This is a genomic window from Romboutsia sp., assembly GCF_056995035.1.
Genome location: NZ_JBXKIW010000057.1, coordinates 61,043 through 82,308, shown reverse-complemented (window position 1 = coordinate 82,308; position 21,266 = coordinate 61,043). Strand labels below are relative to the sequence as shown.

The following is a 21,266-nucleotide window of genomic DNA, read 5'->3' as shown; positions in this document are numbered from 1 at the left end:
CTGTACCGTCAGATCCTAATCCCCAGAACTTACATCTTATAGTACCTTGAGGTGCTATTTTGATTGGCTCTGATGGAGTTAATGATGTATTAGTTACATCATCTACTATACCTAATGTAAAGTTATTCTTAGGATTCTCAGAAACTAAGTTATCAAATACAGTTTTGATTTCTGATGGAGTAACATCTTTTGATCCTAATCCGTATCTTCCACCTATTATCATTGGTGTCTTTTCTGATTCATAGTATGCAGCACGTATATCTAAGTATAATGGCTCACCGATTGAACCAGGTTCCTTAGTTCTATCAAGTACACATATTCTCTCTGCTGAAGCTGGTATTGCATCTAATAAATGCTTAGTTGAGAATGGTCTATATAAATGAACTTTAACTAAACCGAAACTTCCACCGTTAGCATTTACATAATCTATTGTTTCTTCTATTGCTTCTGTAACAGATCCCATAGCTACTACTATATTTTTAGCATCAGCTGCTCCATAGTAATCAAATAAACTATGTTTTCTTCCAGTTAATTCACTCATTTGATCCATATATTTTTCAACTATTCCTACTATATCATTATAGTATTTGTTAGAAGCTTCTCTAGTTTGGAAGTATATATCTGGATTTTGAGCTGTACCACGAGTAACAGGGTGATTTGGAGATAAAGCTTTATTTCTAAATGCTTCAACTGCATCCATATTTAATAATTTTGCATAATCTTCCGTTTCTAATAATTCAACTTTTTGAATTTCATGCGATGTTCTAAACCCATCAAAGAAATGTATAAAAGGTAATTTACCTTCTATAGCTGCTAAATGAGCAACAGGTGCTATATCTGCAACTTCTTGAACTGATCCAGAAGCTAATAATACACATCCAGTTTGACGAGCACTCATAACATCTTGATGGTCCCCAAATATAGACAATGCTTGAGATGCAAGAGCACGAGCACTTACGTGGAATACTCCTGGAAGTAACTCCCCTGCAACTTTATACATGTTAGGTATCATTAATAATAAACCTTGAGATGCAGTAAATGTTGTTGTTAATGCTCCAGCTTGTAGAGAACCGTGGAATGCTCCAGCAGCACCTGCTTCTGATTGCATTTCTACAACACTAACTTGTTGTCCAAATATGTTCTTTCTTCCTTGAGCTGACCATTCGTCAACTACCTCAGCCATGTTTGAAGACGGAGTTATTGGATATATTGCAGCTACATCAGTAAATGCATACGCAACGTGAGCAGCAGCTGTATTTCCGTCAACTGTTTTCATAAATCTTGCCATAATATGTATCCTCCTTATATATTACTCTTATGTACTTAAACTATAAATTACGTGTACTGTAGATATATTGTACATGAAAGTACAATTATCCCCCCAATACATAAAACATTACATAATTACAATTATTACATAATAAACAAAATATTCTATACTTTGATAGAGGTCTCCTTCTTTTTTGTTTATATAAATAACATATTTAAGTATTTCGAGAAAATTTTGTAATTTTCAATATTATTAATACATTATTTTATTATATACCCACCAAATTATAAGTTGAATCAATATATATATATATTCTATTATTAATAGTCGCTTTTACTTTCTCCACCAGTTACTATCTCGATAGATGCACTTGCTCCTATTCTACTTGCTCCAGCTTCTATAACAGCTATTGCATCTTTTTCACATCTAACTCCACCAGAAGCTTTTACTCCGATATTTGGTCCTACAGTTTCTCTCATAAGTTTGATATCAGCTGGAGTAGATCCACCTGTTCCAAATCCTGTTGAAGTTTTTACGAAATCGCACCCAGCTTTAACTGCTAATTCACATGCTATTTTCTTTTCTTCATCACTTAAGTAACAAGTTTCTATTATTACTTTTACTAAAGCTTTCTTATCAGCCGCATCTACTACTGCTTTTATCTCTTCAAAAACTAAGTCATAGTTTTTATCTTTTAATGCACCTACATTTATAACCATATCTACTTCATCAGCACCTTTAGCTATTGCATCTTTAGTTTCAAAGGCTTTAACCTGTGGTGTATTCGATCCTAATGGGAAACCTATAACTGTACAAACGGCTACATCGCTTCCTTTTAATTCATTCTTTACGAATTCTATTTGAGTTGGATTTATACAAACTGAGAAAAATCCATATTCCTTTGCTTCATTACATATCTTTACAACCTCTTCTTTAGTAGCAGTTGCCTTTAGTATTGTGTGATCTATCATTTTAGCTATTTTATTATTCATTTATTTGTTCTCCTTTTTTCTACATTAAAGTTTATATTATTCCATAATATGTTAACATATTATGAAAACTCTATAAACTTATTTTTTCCTTGAGAACATTTAACATTCATAATTTTTATTAGTTTTTATTTTAATTCGGTTGGTATTACATTTTTATAATAAGCCTTAACTTTCATCTTCACAAGTAGGCACTTTATTTATATGTAGGCACCTTATATATATATAGTATATAAAAGTATACTGTAATAGTTTTCTAATATGTAAATTTTTTTTCTTCATTCAATAATTCTTTTTATGATATAATAGGAACAGAATATTTTAAAGTGAGGTGCTTATTTATGGATAAAGTTGTAACTTCTCACCATAAATGTCATATGAGTAATCGTTGTGCTAAGTATAATACCTGCCCAATAACTTTATTTCATAAATTAGTTTCAGGTAAATGGAAAATTTTAATATTATGGTATTTAAGTAGTGGATGTCTTAGATTTAGTGAAATTAAAAGAAAATTACCTGATGTTACTCAGAAAATGTTAACAAATCAATTAAGAAGTCTTGAAGAGGATGGTTTGGTTCATCGAGAAATATATCCAGTTATTCCACCTAAAGTTGAATATAGTTTGACTAAAATGGGAGAAAAAATGATTCCTTTACTAGAACAAATGTATAGCTACGGAATTGAATACGGAGAAACTCTAGAAAAAGTTACTTCAAAATAAAAAGGCATGTGAAATTCACATGCCTTTAATTTATATATAATTATTGTGCTATTAATTCTACTTCTTCACCATTTCTAACTCCTGCAGCGTTTCCTTCTTCAACATCTACGTGCATTTCTAAAGCGAAGTTTTGATGAGCTCTAACTAATACATTTTCGAATACTACAGCTCTTGGTCCGAAAGTTCTAACTTTTACTATTTGCTTGTCAGCTACTCCAAATTTAGCAGCATCATCAAGGTTCATATGTATATGTCTAGAAGCAACTATAACACCTTCTGCTAATTCTACTTCTCCAGCTGGTCCTACTAATTTAACACCAGGAGTTCCTGCTACATCTCCAGATTCTTTTATTGGAGCTTTTACACCTAAAGCAAATCCATCTGCTAAAGATATTTCAACTTGTGTAGCTGGTCTAGCTGGTCCTAAAACTCTAACACCCTTTAAAGTTCCTTTTGGTCCTACTAAGTCAACCTTTTCGTCACATGCGAATTGTCCTGGTTGAGATAATGGTTTAAAATGAGTTAACTCATGTCCTGCACCGAATAAAGTTTCTATGTCAGCTTGGCTTAAGTGAACATGTCTATTAGATAATGCTATTGGTAATTTCATATAAAAATTCCTCCTAAATATATTTTGTATACATGATACAATTATACATAATATTACTTATTAAAGCAAATCCTTTTCATAGAATTAACTTAATAATTTTATGTCTTACTTTATATCATATTTCTATTAAATATTCAAAAACCCTTTTATACTATTTTGTTAATTAATATTTAATTTTATTCTTTATTGCTGTTAATTGTAGGATAAATCCTTTAATAACTTAAAGTACCCTGGAAAAGATATGTCAATACATTCCTTGTTATCTAATTTAACCTCTCCATCACATACTAAATTTGCAATCGAAAATGCCATTGCTATTCTATGGTCTTTGAAGGTTTGTATACTTGCTCCTTTTAAAGAACTTTTACCTTTTATTATCATACCATCTTCTAATTCTTCTATATCTGCATCCATAAGTTTTAGATTATCTACCACTGCCTTTATTCTATTACTTTCTTTTACTTTTAATTCCTTCGCATCTTTTATTATTGTAATACCTTCAGCTTGAGTTGCAAGCACCGCTATTACTGGTATTTCGTCTATAAGTCTTGGTATTATAGCTTTGTCTATTGTTGTAGCAGTTAAATTAGAGCTGTATTTTACAAGTAAATCTCCTACTAATTCTCCTCCTACTAGCCTTTCATTTAGTATTTCTATATTTCCATTCATGTTTTTTACTACATTTAGTATTCCCGTTCTAGTTTCATTCAATCCAACGTTCTTTATCATAACTTCAGAACCCTTAGTTACTAAGGCTCCAACTATTATAAATGCAGCAGATGATATATCTCCTGGAACGTATATGTCTTGGCTGAATAATTCTTTCACTGGATTTATATTTATTGCTAAGTCGTCTATACTAATATCTGCTCCGAAAGACTTTAACATTATTTCTGTGTGATTTCTACTTCTAACTTTTTCATGTATAGTACTTTTTCCATCAGCATAAAGACTCGCAAGTATTAAAGCAGACTTTACTTGAGCTGATGCAACTGGCATTTTGTAATCTATTGAATGTAGATTTCCACCATAAATTTTTATAGGTGTATAATTTGAATCATCTTTCCCTTCTATTTTGCATCCCATGAGTCTAAGTGGATCTGTAACTCTTTTCATAGGTCTTTTGCCTATTGATTCATCTCCTATTAAAGTAGCATCAAATTTATTCCCTGCTAAAATGCCACTTATAAGTCTTATTGTTGTTCCTGAATTTCCTACATCTAATATATCTAAAGGTTTCTCTAATCCATGTAATCCATTACCTTTTACAAATACATCTTTTCCCTCTATTTCTATGTCTACGCCCATTTTTCTGAAACATGCTATTGTACTTAAGCAATCTTGTCCCATTAAAAAATTGCTTATTTTGTTATGTCCTTTTGATATTGCTGAAAACATTATTGATCTATGAGATATAGACTTGTCCCCTATAAGTTCAAAACTTCCTTTAAGCATGGTTACACTTCCTTATTATATCTAGTATTTTATATTCATCTATGTCATTTCTTACTTCAACCTTACCTAATTCTACTGGCAATATTAAATTTATTTTTCCAAAGCTATTTTTCTTATCGATTTTCATTATATTTAAAATTTCTTTAGCTAAAATATCTTTATTGTGAGATAAACTATGCTCTTTAGAATCATTGTTATTTATTTCTAATTCATTTTCAAATCCAAAATCATCTTCATTAAAAGGAGTTTCAAATTGTAATGGTAAATCATATGCCTTAGATACTTCTATGTATTTATCATAGTAATCTTGAGATATTAACTTTTCTGATATAGCTAACTTAAAAGCCATATTCATTCCTATACTAACTGCATCACCATGACTAATTTTACAAAGCTTTTCTACTCCATGTCCAAAGGTGTGTCCAAAGTTTAGTATTTTTCTAAGTCCACCTTCTTTTTCGTCTTGACCTACTATATCCACCTTTATACTTGCACATTTATTCACTATATAATATAAACACTTATTATCTCTATTTAATACATCTTCACTATTTTCTATTAGATAATCTAAAAAATCGTAATCATAAAGTACACTATATTTTATAACCTCTGCCATACCACTTATAAATTCATCTTGAGATAGTGTTCTTAATGAATTTATATTTATATATGTAAATTTCGGCTGATAAAAAGATCCAATTATATTTTTGAATTTACCTAAGTTTATTCCTGTTTTCCCACCTATTGATGAATCTACTTGCGCTAGTAAACTAGTTGGTACTTGTATAACATCTATGCCTCTCATATAAGTAGATGCTATGTATCCTCCTAAGTCACCAACAACTCCACCACCTACTGCAATTATAACTGATTTTCTGGATAAACCTATTTTTATACAATAATTCATTATCTGTTCGTAAACCTCTAAAGATTTAGAATCTTCCCCAGCAGGAACTATGTATTCATATATAAGTTTACCTTTTATACTATTTATTAAATCATCCACTTGATGGTTATATACATTTCGGTCCGTTATTATTAATACTTCATCATATACATCATTTATATTAAATTGAGCTTTATCATCTATATTAGTCTTATTAGTATGTTGCTTTTTATTAAAATAATAAACAGCTTCATTAAAGGACTTATAACTATTCTCTATAACCACATTACAAGTAGAATTTATTATTTTTTCCATCCTCTTTCACCTAGCCTTTTTATATATGAGTCATAATTTGATTTTAAATCTGATAAGTTATCTCCACCTATTTTGTCTAAGAAATACTTACAAATAACAAATGCTACTACATTTTCACAAACTACACTGCACGCTGGTACTGCACATTTATCTGACCTTTCTATACTGGCTACGTAACTTTCTAGAGAATTTACATTTATTGAATTAAGCGGTTTGTATAGCGTTGGTATTGGTTTCATAGCACATCTAATAACTATTTCATCACCTGTAGTCATTCCACCTTCTATGCCACCTAGCCTATTTGTAGCTCTTGTTATTCCATTTTGTTCATCGTAATAAATTTCATCCATTACCTGTGAACCTCTTGAACTAGCAACGTCAAATCCGATTCCTATTTCAACACCTTTTATAGCTTGAGTTCCCATTAGATGCATGGCTAACTCTCCATCTATTTTTTTATCAAAATGAGTGTATGAACCTAAACCTGGAACTACATTTTTAACTCTTACTTCTATAACTCCACCTAAGGTATCACCCTCTACTTTTACTTTATCTATTTCCGCTATTATTTTTTCTTCTACGCTTTCATTTACACATCTAACTTGGCTATTATCTACATTGCCTTTTATATATTCAAAATCATATACATTCTTGTCAGCTACTCTTCCAACTTGAACAACATGAGATGTAAAATCTATATCAAAATTTTTAAGAATTTGCTTACAAATAGCTCCTACTGCAACTCTACTTGCTGTTTCTCTAGCACTAGACCTTTCAAGAACATTTCTAGCATCATCAAAATCATATTTTAAACATCCAACTAAATCTGCATGTCCTGGTCTTACATTGCTTACCTTCTTAGTTTCAAAATCTACTTCTTCCATTGGATTCATATATTCTGTCCAATTTTCATAGTCTTTGTTTTTTACTTCTATAGATATCGGAGCTCCTAGAGTTTTTCTTCCTCTAACTCCACCTAGTATGTTTATTTTATCTTGTTCTATTTTCATTCTTCCACCACGACCATATCCGCCTTGCCTTTTTTTAAGTTCGTGATTTATTTCTTCTATATTTAGTTCAATATTAGCTGGAACTCCATCTAATATTGATATTAAACTTTGTCCATGTGATTCTCCACTTGTTAGATATCTTAACATTTCAAATCTCCTTAATTTTTATACACTAAAGAAGCTTGATTAATCAAGCTTCTTTATGTCTTTTATATAGCTATCTAAGTTTTCTTTTAAAGTATTTCTAAATTCACTATTTCCTTCATAGCCTTCTTTATCTGTATTATTTAAGTGAAGGCTGTAAAGCAGTTTATTATTTACACTTTTAAAGAAAAAGTCCATTACTATTTGCCCTCCCATAAATTGTGTTTCATATGGTTTACTTCCACCTACTGCAATGTACATTCCTATACGTCTTTTATTTCTATCTATTGATGGCTTATTTAATACATACTTACTTGCATAAATTGCTTGAGTTCTATCTACAACGGTTTTTAACTTTGCTGATACACAATCAAAATGTACAGGACTTGTTACTATTACACCTTTTGCCTTATCAAACATCTCATACATTGGTGTCATATCATCTTTTATTCTACAATAACCTGCTTTATCACAAAATCCACAAGCTGTGCAATATTCTATGTTGATATCGTATATATTAAATACTTCACTACTTATATTATTTTCTGTTAAATTGTTACTTATTTGATTTGCTATAGAAAAGCAGTTTTTATTTTTCCTTGGACTTCCATTTATTATTAAAATCTCTGGATGCATTTCTATCCCCCCTATTTATCTTTTAACATAACTACTAGAATATCATCCTCATAGCTATCTTTCTTCGCAAATTCTTTTAACTCTATTTTTAGATTTTCAACTAATACTTGTTGACTAAATCTAAAGTTATTTCGTAAGAATGTTTCTAATCTAGAAACTCCATACTCTTCTTTTGATTCATTCTTTATTTCTAATATCCCATCTGTATACATACATACCATAGAATTTTCTACTACATCTCTAGTATTGTCAACATACTGGGCATCTTCCATTATTCCTATTGGTATTCCCTTTATACAACTTAAATCTTCTACTACTGAACCATCGTTTTTAATCATTATCGGACTATAATGGCCTGCATTTGATATTGTTATTGTGTTTTCTTTTGTATTCATCATACTAATCAAGCAAGTAGTAAACACTCCCATTTTATCAAACTCATCATATAATATTTTATTTAAATTGGTCATTATCTCCCCTGGAGTTTTATATTGATGACAAAGTACTTTGAAAGCACCTTTTATCATTGCTACTACGTAGTTAGATACCATACCATGACCCATAACATCAGCTACTATATAGACTATATTGTCATCATCAACTCTCATAGCATAATAGAAGTCCCCACCTACTACTCTTGCTGGTTTATGATAATAACTTAATTCTTTTTGATCATTACACTCCATTTTACCTTTATCCATTATAAGTTTTTGCTGTTTATTTAAAAGATTAAGCTCATTTGCTAACACCTTATGTTTAACTTCTTCAATATTATATTCATAAAGTTGCATTGCTACTGAAACTTGCTTAGCTAATATACTTAATATATTTAAATCATCATTAGTATAGTTTTGGCTATTTGCACATACTATGCAACCAATCACTTCATTTTTATCTTTTAATTTGTAATATATATAGCTTTCTATTTTACTTGTATCTTTATTATTTATTTTTATATTATTAGAATATGCCCCCATAGTTTCTTGAGACAAAATACTCTCTACTATCGGATACACATTTATTTGATTTTTATCTTCACTATTATAGTAATTAAATACTTCCTTTTTATGTTCTTGGTCGTTAATAATTATTATAGCTTCCTTACTATTTGTAATATTACAAGCTTGTTTACTTAAATGTTCTAAGAATCCATTTAAGTTTTTATTAAGATATAATTTTCTTGTAGCTTCATTTATAGATGCTATTGCACCTCTTAACTTATTTACTAATAATTGCGTATTATTATTTTTAGTAGTTATTTCTATTGATAAACTTATTAAAGATGATACAGAAGATATAAAGCCTATATCCTGTTGTGTTAAATAATCTTCTTCTGTTAAAAAACAAGTCATAAAACCTACTACTGCATTGTTTATTATAAGTGGAAAAACAATTCTACCTGTATATCCTTCCGCTTTTGCTAATTCTCTTTCTTCTTTTGCTCTTTCATCCTCAAATATATTTTGTATATATACTATTTTTTTTTCTTTAACAGCTTCCTTCACATATTTAGGATATTCATTAAAATTTATTCTTGCACCTCTTGGGCTATTAATAGGAAAGGCTTGTGATATGTATTCTAAAGTTTCTGAACACACTAAATAGGCATGGTGATAGTTATTTTTATAAAATAAATTCACACATGCCTTAGTTGGATGAACCACTTCAAGCATATTTTCTACTATTTTATCTTTTATACTAAAAAAGTCTATTGATTCTGTCACCATAAATGATATATCTATTAATTTTTTCATTTTTTGACTATCATTATTACAATTACTCATATTCATACTCACCCCCTAATTTTATCAGTCTATTTTATATTACTATATATGTCTTTTATAGTAAATATAAAAACAAGCATAAAACTAGCTATTATAGGTATGTTAAATTCTGTTATTAACCCAATCATTAAAAGCATTATAAGTACATTTAATCCTGATTTACTTCTTTCGCTAACTATATCCATTTTAGGTAATTCAATATTATTTTTTAAATTTTCTATAGTTTCTCTTACTTGCTTTTCTAGCTTGATTTTGTATATTATATAGGCTATCTCTACTAAAAATGTTCCTACCCCCAATATGGTATTTATATTAAATGCTAATATAAGTATAACCATTGCCATCATTAGCTTAATAAATTTTAAAAACATACTATCTATTTTTAAAGTAATATTTCTAATTTCCTTACACTCATCTCTTAATGTATAATCCGATGATGACATTCCTTTCATCTTTGTTTTTACTATTTCTGAATAAAATAGCTTAATCATTCCATTTATCATATTAAAATCACTCCTTTTACATATATTTCTAATTTTCACAATTATAATATTTTTTATACTTGTCAATACTAAAAAAGACGAAATCTTTTAAGATTTAATCCAAAGGAGTGGTTTTTATGCAAATTGAACAGCTTGATCTCGAAACACGTAGTAAAATATATAGCTATACAAAAAAAGTTCTTCGTAAATATCAAAAGGGAATTACAACTGGTAAGCTTACTGCTGATAAATTTGCCGACAATATATTAAAAGACGGATCTATCAATGATCTACTAGATGAACAAACCCTAGCGGAGCAAGACTTTAAGCTATCCTATGTCGATTATATACAGACACTAATACATATGCAAAATGAAACTTTATCAAATAGTAAAAAGAAAAAAAATAAAACTATTCCTGATAAACCAACTATACCTCAAAAGATTCAGCTTAAAAATTTACTCGCTTCTAATAGCTATAGTTTATCTATCCCTTATGAATATTTAACAGCTCTTGATGTAGAAAGTGTAATAAAGTTTATAGATACAGGAGATATTGAATTAGGAAATGAAAGAATATATAATTATGTTCATAAATCTAATCTAAGTTAAAAAATTGAAAACATAAAAAAGAAGTCATATGACTTCTTTTTTTATTTATTAGTTATTTTAATACTAAGGATTTATAATCTTATCCTAATGCTTTTTCTAATTTTGATAAGTATTGTATTGGATAGTATCTTAATAATTCTCTAAATTCATTTACTGATAATCCTTCTGTTGTTGTATAAATACGAATTTTTTCATCTAAATCCCCATTTATAAATTTAGTTTTTACTTCTTCAAAGTTCATAGTAGACATACGTACCACTCCTTATGTAATATATTTCTTCTTTATTTTATCCATTCATAAGGATTTTATCCAAGTTTACTGTTTTATATATTTTAGTATTACAAGTAAGGAGCTATCTTCTATTTCAAGATAGCTCCTTACTTGTAATTAATCTTCTATTATTGTTGTTGTTTTCCTGACATTTGTTGCTCTGCCATTTCAACTAATTTTTTAGTCATATATCCACCAACATATCCATTTTCTCTAGCTGTAAGATTTCCTTTATCAGCTTGTTGGTAGTTTTCCATTCCAAGTTCATTAGCTATTTCTAGTTTCATTTGATTTAAAGCTGCTTTTGCTCCTGGTACTGCTTTTTTATTGTTATTGTTAGTTGACATTGTTGATTACCTTCTTTCTGATATAATTTTGTTGCTTGATACTATTATATGAAGATACAAAATTTTAATCCTAGGTAACTTTTTCCACTATAGTTCAACAATATCTAACAATAATACCCCGCTAAATATCCTGTTGAAAATGCAATTTGGAGATTAAATCCTCCTGTAAATGCGTCAACATCAATAACTTCACCAGCAAAGAATAAACCTTCTACTAACTTAGATTCCATTGTACTTGAATTTATTTCACTTATTTTTACTCCTCCAGATGTTATTATAGCTTCACCTATTGGTCTATATCTTTTTAATGTAAAAGTTAAGTTCTTTAATAAATTAACTAGATTCTTTCTTTGTTCTTTAGATATTTGATGCACTACTAATTCTGGGTCTATTTCACTTAATTTTATTATTACTGGTATTAATTTTTTAGGTAATAAATCACCCAATGCCTTTTCAAATTTTTTATTAGTATACTTTTGGAAATCTTTTTGTATTCTCTTATCTAGTTTTTCCTCATCTAGTGCAGGTTTTAAATCTACAACTATTTTATAATTTTCTTTAGTAGTATCTTTCATTCTACAACTAGCTGACTTAATTACGGGACCATCTAATCCATATTTAGTAAATTCAAGTTCTCCAAAGTCATCGTATATTTTTTTATTTTTACTATTATATACTGTAATAGCTATGTTTCTAAGTGCTAATTTTTCTAATTCTGATACGAATTTTTCTTGCACTTCCATTCCTATTAATGATGGTTTGATATCTGTTATTGTATGTCCTAGAGATTTTGCAAATTTATATCCATCTCCTGTTGAACCCGTAAGAGGATAACTAAGTCCTCCTGTAGCAATTATTACAGAATCACACTTTATCTCTTGTTTATTATTTAAAATAACTTTTTCTACTTTATTATCTTTTGATACTATGTTATTTACTTCTGCATTTAATATTATTTTTACATTCTTATTTCTTATTTGTTTTTCAAGTGCATTAGCTATATCATGAGCTTTATCACTTTCAGGGAAAACTCTCTTTCCTCTTTCTGTTTTTGTTTTTACACCAAGGTTATTAAACATATCTATAACATCTGTATTTGTAAATGTATAAAATGCACTATATAAAAATTTGCCATTAGTAGGTACATTTTCTATTAACTCTTCTATTTCACAGTCACTAGTTATATTACATCTACCTTTTCCCGTTATTAAAATTTTCCTTCCGACTCTATTATTTTTCTCAACTAAAGTTACATCTAATCCTCTATCTGCCGCTACAGAAGCTGCCATCATACCTGCAGCTCCTGCTCCTATTATTACTACTTTTTTCAAAATTACACCTCTTTTAATATATGTCTTTTTTCTTAATTAATCCAATTTAAATAATTTAAATATAGCTGGAACACCTGCTATACCATAAAATACTACTATAGCATATCTTATATAATTAAATATATATCCACTTGGCATTATATATTTAAGTCCTAAATACATAGCTCCCAATGTTATTATTCCTATTAAAAATCTATATATATTTCTAATTAATTTACTTTTATTATTATTTCTTTTTGGGTTACTATTAAAGTTAATTTGACCTTTTATATTATCACCAGTTTCAAATTGTATAAACTTATCTTCAACTATATATCCTAATACAAATCCAGTTAATAAACCAAATACTTTTATATATGTTTCACTGTTTAATAAAAATATACCTAATATAAATGGAACTAATGTTAATGATAAAACCCAGTATTTTTTATTTTTATCAACATAGTCAAATATTTTACCAAATAAAATAGTAAATATTATACCCAATATCCATCCACAAAGTACATCTATCGGCCAATGTACAGCTAAGTATAACCTAGATAGTCCTACTCCTAGAATCATCACTACTCCTAGTACAGTTACCCAATTTTTCTTAGATATAGTAATTATACTCACCCAAAAAGACGTTGCTGTTTGAGTGTGACCACTTGGAAAGGAATATCCTGTTGCTGTTGACACCCTCATAGATTTTATTCCTTTAATACCTATAGGTCTTGGGGCTTTGAAGAATTCTTTTATTCCTGTGTTTAAAGTTATATTTCCTATTAGTGAAAATAGAATTCTTTGACCATATTTTTTATTTAAACACCAATATATAAATGCCGTAAATAATACTATAACTGGTAATTCTGTACTTATTGTCAATATTAAAAACATAGTATTAAGTATTGGATTTCTTATCCCTTGGAAAAATTGTAATATACCCATTTGAATATCCATAGTCTTATCCTCCTGATTAGTTATCTCTTATGCAATTATACCTAAATTTTTTGTATATTTATATACATTTATTCAACTATATCAAATTTAACTTTACTTTTCTAAGTGATGTCTTATATAGTTTTAAAAATTTTTATAATCAAAAAAGCACTAATTATAAAATTAGTGCTTTCAAAATTGACTTTTATAAATTTAAATTTATTATTGTCCAACTACACCTATATAAGGTAAGTTTCTATACTTTTCTGCATAGTCTATTCCATATCCTACTATAAACTTGTCTTCTATAACAAATCCTACATAGTCAACAGGTATATTAGCTTTTCTTCTTTCAGGCTTGTCTAATAGTGTACATAGCTTTAGAGACTTAGGATTTCTTGTTTCTAGTGCTGCAACTAAGTTACTTAAAGTTAATCCTGAATCTATTATATCTTCAACTATTAGTACATTCTTTCCTTCTATATCAACATCTAAGTCTTTTAGTATTTTTACAGTACCTGAACTTTCAGTTGAATTTCCATAACTAGAAACACTCATAAAATCTATATTAACATCTAAATTTATTTTTCTTATTAAATCAGCAACAAATACACTTGCTCCCTTTAGTATTCCTACTACTAATAATTCTTCGCCTTTAAAATCTTTTTCTATTTGTTTAGCTAATTCACTTACTTTATTTGCTAATTGTTCTTCAGATATCATTACTTCTGTAACTTTGAACATATTAATCCTCCTGATTTTACGTATATTATTATAAAAATAGTATAACATATCTCTATAAATAATAGAATGTTTTTATACTATTTTTAAGAATAATTCGTTTATATATAAATTAATATATATTTGTTATATTATACTTTACCCATAAATCGCCTATACTATTAAAATCAATTTCTAATTAAAAATTTTATATTTATTATATTGTAAATTATCATTCACCTACATAATAAATAATTTTTTATTTCCTTGCACTTAAAATTTTATTTGTATTATATATATGTTCATTTAATATTTTCATTTTTTCATATACTTTCTAATTGGTATAAAGATCACATCAAAGTAAAGTAATTTACCGATTTCTAACTATTAAATTAAATATATTTGCATAGTGACAATATTTATGGAAACATATATAATTTAAATATACAAACTAACTAAGGAGGTATTTTTATGAGTGTAAATCATGGTGCTAATTTATATGATTTGTCTAAAAAGTATGGTTTTTCAAAAAATGAGTTTTTAGATTTTAGTTCTAATATAAATCCCTTTGGAGCATCTAAACTTGCTAAGCAATATGTTATAGATAATATAAATCAAGTTTCTATATATCCAGATCCTAATTACATAAATTTAAAAAAATCCATATCAGATTATTGTAATTGTTTACAAAAAAATATAATTTTAGGAAGTGGTGCAACTGAATTAATATCTTCTTTTATAAAAACTATTAATCCTGATGATGCCTTATTGCTTTCTCCTGCTTATTCTGAGTACGAAAAAGAATTAAGTAAGATTGGGTGTAGAATTGATAAGTATTATTCTAAAAAAGAAAACGATTTTAAAATCGATATAAATGAACTTATTAATAATGTTAATAAAAATAACTACCAATTAATAATTATATGTAATCCAAGTAATCCAACTGGATTTACTTTTACATGCAGTGAAATTGAGATGTTATTAAAAAACACAAAGGCTTTTGTTATGGTAGATGAAACTTATATAGAGTTTACTGATTCTGATAAATTTTCTTCTACTAAATTAGTTGATACTTATGATAATTTATTTGTTATAAGAGGTACTTCTAAGTTCTTTTCTACTCCAGGTATTAGACTTGGTTATGGACTTATTTCTAATGAAAAAATACAAAAAAGTATTAACTCTAGTTTAGATTTATGGAATGTAAATATTTTAGCTTCTTTGATGGGTGAAATCATGTTTAAGGATAATGATTTTATAAATAATACTGTTAATGTGATGACTGAGCAAAGAACTTTATTAATTAATCAACTTAGAAAGTTAGAGGATTTGAAGGTTTATGATAGCCAAGGTAACTTCATATTATGTGAGATTACATCAAAGAGCTTAACTGCTAAAGAAGTTAGAGAAAAATTAATTCCTCATAAAATTATAATTAGAGATTGTGCTTCTTTTGATGGATTAGATGAATACTTCTTTAGAGTATGCATTTTAAGACCTGATGAAAATGAACTTCTATTAGATTCTTTAAATAGTATCTTAAAATAAATATAATTTCCTATGTGCTATAGCAAAAGCCTTCGAGAAAATTAAATTTTCTTGAAGGCTTTTGTTTTATTTAAAATAAATTTATTGGCTTATTATTTTATCACTACTCTTTTTCATCTCTTATATGAAAATCTACACCCTCTATGACATTAGGATCTTTATTTTCTTTTATCATTTTTTTATATTTTTCTATTTCTTCATTAACAATACCTAAGCTCCAAACCAATACAAATATATCATCTATAAATCCAAATATACCAGCTATCATTTCTGGTATAAAGTCTATCCCAGATACTATATATACAATTGCAGTAGCTAAAGCAAATATTAATCTGAACTTGTTTATTATACTTACTCTTTTATCACTTATAAAGTCAGGTATCTTAAATATGTTTATGATAAAAAGCAATCCCAATTTAGCTTCTCTAAATCTCACTAAAACTCTTTTTAAACCATCTAATAAAACATTTATTACTTTCATTAAGTTTTTCATATTTATCACCCCATAAGTTTAACTTAAAATCTATTATAACCTATATGCTTATTTTGATAAATATATTAAATTTAATTTATTATAATTAAAGTAAATGCACTCCAGCTTCACTACAGTTTTCAACCATATCTTGTGGCCATACTCCAACTTGAACCTCACCTATATGAGCTTTATTTAAGAAGTACATACATATTCTTGATTGACCAATTCCTCCACCTATAGTGTATGGAAGCTCTCCATTTAATAAAGCTTTGTGATAATCTAAACTTCTTCTGTCATCGCATCCTGATACTCTTAACTGTTTATCTAAACTTTCTTCATCTACTCTTATTCCCATTGAAGATAGCTCTAATGCATTATCTAATATTGGGTTATAGAAAAGTATATCTCCGTTTAAATCCCAATCATCATAGTCTGGACTTCTTCCATCATGTTTTTCTCCAGAAGTAAGTTCTTTTCCTATTTGCATTAAGAATACTGCACCTTTATCTTTAACTATTTTATCTTCTCTTTCCTTTGGTGTTAATTCTGGATACATATCTAATAATTCTTGAGATGTTATGAACGTTATTTCTTGTGGAAGAACTCTTTTTATTTGTGGATATATTTTACGAACATGTTCTTCTGTTTCTTTGAATACTTTATATATTTTTGTAACTACATCTTTTAAAGTTTCCATATTTCTATCGCTTTTATCTATCATAAGTTCCCAATCCCATTGATCTACATATATCGAATGGATATTATCTAGTTCTTCATCTTTTCTAATCGCATTCATATCTGTATATAGTCCTCTTCCAACTGAGAAACCATATTTTTTCAAAGCCATTCTTTTCCATTTAGCTAAAGATTGAACAACTTCAGCTTTTTTACCCATATTTGGAACTTCAAAGCTTACTGCTTTTTCTATTCCATTTAAATTATCATTTGTACCTGTTTCAGGTAATACGAATAATGGTGATGATACTCTTGTAAGTTTTAACGTTTCTCCTAATCTATTTTCAAAAAAATCCTTAAGATGTTTTATCGCTTGTTGAGTTTGAATAACTTCTAAACTAGTTTTATATTGCTCTGGTATTATTAAACACATATTTTATACGCTCCTTATATTTTAATTTTTTATAATTTCCTTTTTTAACTATATTACATAATTAATTTTATAAACTGCTTTAAGATAGTCTCGATATTTTAAATCTAATTTTATAGTTTGAGTATGACGTCATACATTTTTACTACTTGTTATTTCTATTTTGATTGTAATATTGTGACTAGGTCTGGCCATGACCTTTTTTGTATATAAAAAAACCTCTCGTCTCTATATATAAAATATAGGGACGAAAGGTTGTTCTTCCGCGGTACCACCCTGATTAACTTGAAAAATCAAGCTCTCCTTATTAATGTAGCGAGATTGATCCCAGTACATTCCAACTTGATAACGGATTGGTTCCGGCTAAGCCTACTCTTTATGATAAAATTTCGGTTAGCAACTCCAGGATGTTCTTCAATATAGGCTTCGTATTGGACTCTCACTATCACCAACTCGCTGAGACTACATACTATATCTACTCTTCCTTTCAAGGTCTTTAGGACTTATTATTTATTACGATTGTATCTTGTAGTAATTCTAATATATTAACTTATCTCTGTCAATATAATTATTTTTTTAGTTTAATTAACTATTTTTACTTATTATGGTCATTTTCCGAATTTTAATTTATTTATATTAAGTTTTAAAGAAATAACTTTATTTTATTAAATTAAAGCTTAAATTCACTATATATTTTAAATTTTTTTAATTTTTCAAATTTAAACTATATTACCATCTCCATCATGATCATCTATTCTTCTAGTATTTCCTCTTATTTCATCTGCTGTTATTATTTTATAGTCTTTAAACATTGCATATCCTATAAATCCAGCTAATACACTTACTACTATACACCCAAATGCCGCTATTAGTACCTTGTCTGCTCTATTGTAAGCAAACATTATAGCAAAACCTGCTATCGGTGTCGCTGTACCTGGTGTATTATTTATAAGTCCCATCATAGCAATTATTATACCCGACATAGCTCCACCTATAAAGTTAGTAACATATACTGGTATTGGGTTAGCAGATATTATATCTGCTTGAGTTAAAGGCTCTATAGCAACAGCTATTGTATCTTTCTTTGAACCAAACTTCATTTTTGAGAAGAATACATAGTTCATGAAAGAAGAACCGAATACTGATAAAGCCCCTATTGCCATTGGAGCACCTGTTAAGCCTATTATGGCAGTTAAAGCCATTGAGCTTAAAGGAGCAGTTGCAACAACTGTTATTAATCCTCCTAATATTATACCCATAACTATTGGAGAAGCATCAGCAGCTTGTATTAAAACTTGTCCTATTTGAGTTAATGAACTCTTAACTATAGGATCCATACCCATTGCTATACCTCTTGCAAGTGGAGCAGCAACTAATATTATAACTATTAAATCAAGACCAGCAGGTACTTTTTCTTCTAAGAACTTAACTACATAAGCAACTAAGTAACCAGCTATAAATCCTGGAAGTATACCAAATCCTGAAATTGATAAACCAACTAAAACCGCATAAACTGGAGATACTCCCAGTGCAAGAGGTACTAATATACCTGCTGCAACTCCTCCTAGGGAACCATTTGCTCCCCCTACACCTTCTAAAAATTTGATTCCTAAAACTTGACCAAAGAAAGCAAAATGAAAAGCTTCAACCAAGAAACTTGCACACGCTGCACTTGCTAGTGCTCCCATTGCTTTCATACCATGTGGTGCTTTGTAACTAAATAGTGTAAATAGTGCTAAAACTAATAAAAGTAGCGCAGTACCTATCAATATTTGCATCATATAATTTCCTGCCTCCTGAATTATAAAATTTCTATTGTCTTAATTTAGTTTTTACAATATTAGTTTAGTTATTCATTTTTACACAAAAAAGTCGCTAAACTTATAGCGACTTTTAATTTATTACATATTGAAAGTTTTATCTACGTGGTTCTTTATTTCTTCAGCAGTTGGCAAACTTAATACTTCATCTGCAAAGTTTTTCATATCTTCATAGTTAACAGAAGTTATAAACTTTCTTGCTGGAAGTATAGATATTGGACTCATTGAGAACTCATCAAGACCCATACCTAAAAGTATTGGTATCATTCTTGCATCTCCTGCAGACTCTCCACACATTCCTGCCCATTTTCCTTCTTTATGAGCATTATCTATTACCATCTTTATTAATCTTAATACAGCTGGATTGAATTGGTTGTAAAGATAACTTATCTTTTGGTTCATTCTATCAACTGCACAAGTATATTGTATTAAGTCATTAGTTCCTATTGAGAAGAAGTCTACGTGCTTAGCTAATACATCAGATATAACAGCAGCAGATGGTATTTCTATCATCATACCTACTTCTACATCTTTAGCATAAGGTATTGCTTCTGCATCCATTTCTGCTAATACTTCTTTTATAATTTCTTTAGATGCTAATAACTCTTCTAATGAAGATATCATTGGAAACATTATTCTTAATTTCCCATGAATACTCGCTCTATATAAAGCTTTTAATTGAGTTTTAAATATATCAGTTCTATCTAAGCATAATCTTATAGCTCTGTATCCTAAGAATGGATTCATTTCAGGATCCATCTTAAAGTAAGATAATTCCTTATCTCCACCTATATCTAATGTTCTTATTACTATAGGCTTTCCACCCATTCCTTCAAGTACAGCCTTATATGCTTCATATTGTTCTTCTTCTGTTGGGAATGCATCATCCTTATCCATGTATAAGAATTCTGTTCTGTAAAGACCAACACCTTCAGCATCATTCTTTATTAATCCTTCTACATCGTTAGGACTTCCTATATTTCCAGCTAACTCAACATGTCTCCCATCTAGAGTTACAGATGTTTGTCCTTTTAGTAAGTCTAGTGATTTTCTGTAATCTTCAAAATCAGTTTTTAATGCTTGATATTTAGCCTTAATTTCTTCATCTGGATTTACTATAACCTCACCAGTGTCTCCATTGAATACTATATAGTCTCCATCTTTAACTTTTGAAGTTATATCAGTTAAACCTACTACTGCAGCTATTTCCAATGTTCTAGCCATTATAGCAGTATGAGAAGTTCTTCCTCCTATATCAGTTAAGAATCCTAATACCATTTTCTTGTTCATTGTAGCAGTATCTGATGGAGTTAAGTCATGCGCTATTAACACTACTTCTTCATCAAGCCCTGCTAAATCAACAATCTTAATACCTAATATATGTCTAAGTACTCTGTTTGTAACGTCTTTTATATCAGCAGCTCTTTCTCTCATATATTCATTATCCATAGATTCAAACATTGATACAAACATTTCTTTTATTTCATTTAAAGCAAAGTCAGCATTTACTTTTTCATCTCTTATTTTAGCTATAGCAGAGTCTACTAATTCAGGGTCAGCTAAAACTAATAAATGAGCTTCAAATATTTCAGCTTCATGTTCCCCTAACTCTCTGAAAGCTTTTTCCTTAACCTTAGTTAATTCTTCTCTCGATATCTCAATGGCATTTTGTAACTTATCAATTTCTTCCTCGATATTTTCTATATTTCTTTTTTCTATCACTAATTCACTATGTTCAACTACTAATGCTTTTCCTAGAGCAATTCCAGGAGATGCTCCTGTTCCTTTGTACATGGGTACTCCCTCCTAACACTTTA

General features: G+C 28.8%; 21 protein-coding genes and 1 other annotated feature. Of the genes, 3 read left to right on the top strand and 18 right to left on the bottom strand.

The genetic code is table 11. The annotated features are described in order from the left end of the window. A partial coding sequence (locus AC11VW_RS09510; RefSeq protein ID WP_484301174.1) for a pyruvate:ferredoxin (flavodoxin) oxidoreductase occupies positions 1–1,288 on the bottom strand: 1,288 nt, incomplete at its 3' end. 302 nt (positions 1,289–1,590) lie between these two features. Continuing rightward, the gene (gene deoC / locus AC11VW_RS09505; RefSeq protein WP_484301173.1) at positions 1,591–2,262 is read right to left on the bottom strand and encodes a deoxyribose-phosphate aldolase; all 672 of its coding nucleotides are present in this window, start codon (positions 2,260–2,262) and stop codon (positions 1,591–1,593) included. A gap of 338 nt (positions 2,263–2,600) precedes the next feature. On the opposite strand from deoC, the gene AC11VW_RS09500 reads away from it, so the two are divergent. Beyond that, positions 2,601–2,981, top strand: coding sequence for a winged helix-turn-helix transcriptional regulator (locus tag AC11VW_RS09500; RefSeq protein ID WP_484301172.1), 381 nt, complete (start codon positions 2,601–2,603; stop codon positions 2,979–2,981). A 40-nt stretch (positions 2,982–3,021) separates the two neighbouring features. Here AC11VW_RS09500 and pduL read toward each other — a convergent pair whose 3' ends face one another. The 7 genes from pduL to AC11VW_RS09465 form a co-directional block, all read right to left on the bottom strand. Then, positions 3,022–3,591 (bottom strand): phosphate propanoyltransferase, encoded by a 570-nt coding sequence (pduL, locus tag AC11VW_RS09495; RefSeq protein WP_484301171.1) that lies wholly within the window; start codon positions 3,589–3,591, stop codon positions 3,022–3,024. 192 nt (positions 3,592–3,783) lie between these two features. Continuing rightward, complete coding sequence (aroA, locus tag AC11VW_RS09490) at positions 3,784–5,046, bottom strand: 3-phosphoshikimate 1-carboxyvinyltransferase (protein WP_484301170.1); 1,263 nt, start codon at positions 5,044–5,046, stop codon at positions 3,784–3,786. Further along, positions 5,039–6,247 carry a 3-dehydroquinate synthase gene (gene aroB, locus AC11VW_RS09485; protein ID WP_484301169.1) on the bottom strand — a complete coding sequence of 403 codons (1,209 nt, stop codon included), beginning with the start codon at positions 6,245–6,247 and terminating at the stop codon, positions 5,039–5,041. Before aroB ends, aroA begins: the two co-directional genes overlap by 8 nt. Continuing rightward, positions 6,235–7,404, bottom strand: coding sequence for a chorismate synthase (gene aroC, locus AC11VW_RS09480; protein WP_484301168.1), 1,170 nt, complete (start codon positions 7,402–7,404; stop codon positions 6,235–6,237). The genes aroB and aroC overlap by 13 nt, the downstream gene beginning before the upstream one ends. A gap of 39 nt (positions 7,405–7,443) precedes the next feature. Then, a complete protein-coding gene (locus AC11VW_RS09475; RefSeq protein WP_484301167.1) occupies positions 7,444–8,037 on the bottom strand; it encodes a flavodoxin family protein in 594 nt (197 codons plus the stop codon). Positions 8,038–8,048: 11 nt separating this feature from the next. Then, complete coding sequence (locus AC11VW_RS09470; protein ID WP_484301166.1) at positions 8,049–9,827, bottom strand: GAF domain-containing SpoIIE family protein phosphatase; 1,779 nt, start codon at positions 9,825–9,827, stop codon at positions 8,049–8,051. A 23-nt stretch (positions 9,828–9,850) separates the two neighbouring features. Further along, the gene (locus AC11VW_RS09465; RefSeq protein ID WP_484301165.1) at positions 9,851–10,324 is read right to left on the bottom strand and encodes a hypothetical protein; all 474 of its coding nucleotides are present in this window, start codon (positions 10,322–10,324) and stop codon (positions 9,851–9,853) included. A gap of 116 nt (positions 10,325–10,440) precedes the next feature. On the opposite strand from AC11VW_RS09465, the gene AC11VW_RS09460 reads away from it, so the two are divergent. After that, on the top strand, positions 10,441–10,914 hold the full coding sequence (locus AC11VW_RS09460; protein ID WP_484301164.1) for a hypothetical protein: 474 nt from the start codon (positions 10,441–10,443) through the stop codon (positions 10,912–10,914). Between the two features lie 79 nt (positions 10,915–10,993). Here AC11VW_RS09460 and AC11VW_RS09455 read toward each other — a convergent pair whose 3' ends face one another. From AC11VW_RS09455 to hpt, 5 genes are all read right to left on the bottom strand, one after another. After that, positions 10,994–11,164 (bottom strand): hypothetical protein, encoded by a 171-nt coding sequence (locus AC11VW_RS09455; protein ID WP_484301163.1) that lies wholly within the window; start codon positions 11,162–11,164, stop codon positions 10,994–10,996. Positions 11,165–11,313: 149 nt separating this feature from the next. Further along, positions 11,314–11,532 carry an alpha/beta-type small acid-soluble spore protein gene (locus tag AC11VW_RS09450; RefSeq protein ID WP_484301162.1) on the bottom strand — a complete coding sequence of 73 codons (219 nt, stop codon included), beginning with the start codon at positions 11,530–11,532 and terminating at the stop codon, positions 11,314–11,316. A gap of 104 nt (positions 11,533–11,636) precedes the next feature. Beyond that, positions 11,637–12,863 carry a BaiN/RdsA family NAD(P)/FAD-dependent oxidoreductase gene (locus tag AC11VW_RS09445; RefSeq protein ID WP_484301161.1) on the bottom strand — a complete coding sequence of 409 codons (1,227 nt, stop codon included), beginning with the start codon at positions 12,861–12,863 and terminating at the stop codon, positions 11,637–11,639. Positions 12,864–12,899: 36 nt separating this feature from the next. Then, positions 12,900–13,802, bottom strand: coding sequence for a phosphatase PAP2 family protein (locus tag AC11VW_RS09440; RefSeq protein WP_484301160.1), 903 nt, complete (start codon positions 13,800–13,802; stop codon positions 12,900–12,902). A gap of 201 nt (positions 13,803–14,003) precedes the next feature. Beyond that, complete coding sequence (hpt, locus tag AC11VW_RS09435; RefSeq protein ID WP_484301159.1) at positions 14,004–14,525, bottom strand: hypoxanthine phosphoribosyltransferase; 522 nt, start codon at positions 14,523–14,525, stop codon at positions 14,004–14,006. A 447-nt stretch (positions 14,526–14,972) separates the two neighbouring features. Between hpt and AC11VW_RS09430 the strand changes: the two genes are divergently transcribed. Then, positions 14,973–16,049, top strand: coding sequence for a pyridoxal phosphate-dependent aminotransferase (locus tag AC11VW_RS09430; protein ID WP_484301158.1), 1,077 nt, complete (start codon positions 14,973–14,975; stop codon positions 16,047–16,049). A gap of 103 nt (positions 16,050–16,152) precedes the next feature. Here the strand turns inward: AC11VW_RS09430 and AC11VW_RS09425 are convergent, their stop codons facing one another. From AC11VW_RS09425 to ptsP, 4 genes are all read right to left on the bottom strand, one after another. Beyond that, a complete protein-coding gene (locus AC11VW_RS09425; protein WP_484301157.1) occupies positions 16,153–16,542 on the bottom strand; it encodes a YkvA family protein in 390 nt (129 codons plus the stop codon). 85 nt (positions 16,543–16,627) lie between these two features. Beyond that, on the bottom strand, positions 16,628–17,632 hold the full coding sequence (gene asnA / locus AC11VW_RS09420) for an aspartate--ammonia ligase (protein WP_484301156.1): 1,005 nt from the start codon (positions 17,630–17,632) through the stop codon (positions 16,628–16,630). 237 nt (positions 17,633–17,869) lie between these two features. Further along, positions 17,870–18,129 (bottom strand) — a binding site (T-box leader). A 219-nt stretch (positions 18,130–18,348) separates the two neighbouring features. After that, a complete protein-coding gene (locus tag AC11VW_RS09415) occupies positions 18,349–19,410 on the bottom strand; it encodes a PTS sugar transporter subunit IIC (RefSeq protein WP_484301155.1) in 1,062 nt (353 codons plus the stop codon). A gap of 120 nt (positions 19,411–19,530) precedes the next feature. After that, the gene (gene ptsP, locus AC11VW_RS09410; RefSeq protein ID WP_484301154.1) at positions 19,531–21,243 is read right to left on the bottom strand and encodes a phosphoenolpyruvate--protein phosphotransferase; all 1,713 of its coding nucleotides are present in this window, start codon (positions 21,241–21,243) and stop codon (positions 19,531–19,533) included. Positions 21,244–21,266: the final 23 nt, after the last annotated feature.

Excerpts from the sequence above, each read along its gene's own strand:
- deoC (WP_484301173.1), bottom strand. The coding sequence starts at position 2,262 with ATGAATAATAAAATAGCTAAAATGATAGATCACACAATACTAAAGGCA.
- AC11VW_RS09500 (WP_484301172.1), top strand. The coding sequence starts at position 2,601 with ATGGATAAAGTTGTAACTTCTCACCATAAATGTCATATGAGTAATCGT.
- pduL (WP_484301171.1), bottom strand. The coding sequence starts at position 3,591 with ATGAAATTACCAATAGCATTATCTAATAGACATGTTCACTTAAGCCAA.
- aroA (WP_484301170.1), bottom strand. The coding sequence starts at position 5,046 with ATGCTTAAAGGAAGTTTTGAACTTATAGGGGACAAGTCTATATCTCAT.
- aroB (WP_484301169.1), bottom strand. The coding sequence starts at position 6,247 with ATGGAAAAAATAATAAATTCTACTTGTAATGTGGTTATAGAGAATAGT.
- aroC (WP_484301168.1), bottom strand. The coding sequence starts at position 7,404 with ATGTTAAGATATCTAACAAGTGGAGAATCACATGGACAAAGTTTAATA.
- AC11VW_RS09475 (WP_484301167.1), bottom strand. The coding sequence starts at position 8,037 with ATGCATCCAGAGATTTTAATAATAAATGGAAGTCCAAGGAAAAATAAA.
- AC11VW_RS09470 (WP_484301166.1), bottom strand. The coding sequence starts at position 9,827 with ATGAATATGAGTAATTGTAATAATGATAGTCAAAAAATGAAAAAATTA.
- AC11VW_RS09465 (WP_484301165.1), bottom strand. The coding sequence starts at position 10,324 with ATGATAAATGGAATGATTAAGCTATTTTATTCAGAAATAGTAAAAACA.
- AC11VW_RS09460 (WP_484301164.1), top strand. The coding sequence starts at position 10,441 with ATGCAAATTGAACAGCTTGATCTCGAAACACGTAGTAAAATATATAGC.
- AC11VW_RS09455 (WP_484301163.1), bottom strand. The coding sequence starts at position 11,164 with ATGTCTACTATGAACTTTGAAGAAGTAAAAACTAAATTTATAAATGGG.
- AC11VW_RS09450 (WP_484301162.1), bottom strand. The coding sequence starts at position 11,532 with ATGTCAACTAACAATAACAATAAAAAAGCAGTACCAGGAGCAAAAGCA.
- AC11VW_RS09440 (WP_484301160.1), bottom strand. The coding sequence starts at position 13,802 with ATGGATATTCAAATGGGTATATTACAATTTTTCCAAGGGATAAGAAAT.
- hpt (WP_484301159.1), bottom strand. The coding sequence starts at position 14,525 with ATGTTCAAAGTTACAGAAGTAATGATATCTGAAGAACAATTAGCAAAT.
- AC11VW_RS09430 (WP_484301158.1), top strand. The coding sequence starts at position 14,973 with ATGAGTGTAAATCATGGTGCTAATTTATATGATTTGTCTAAAAAGTAT.
- AC11VW_RS09425 (WP_484301157.1), bottom strand. The coding sequence starts at position 16,542 with ATGAAAAACTTAATGAAAGTAATAAATGTTTTATTAGATGGTTTAAAA.
- asnA (WP_484301156.1), bottom strand. The coding sequence starts at position 17,632 with ATGTGTTTAATAATACCAGAGCAATATAAAACTAGTTTAGAAGTTATT.
- AC11VW_RS09415 (WP_484301155.1), bottom strand. The coding sequence starts at position 19,410 with ATGATGCAAATATTGATAGGTACTGCGCTACTTTTATTAGTTTTAGCA.
- ptsP (WP_484301154.1), bottom strand. The coding sequence starts at position 21,243 with ATGTACAAAGGAACAGGAGCATCTCCTGGAATTGCTCTAGGAAAAGCA.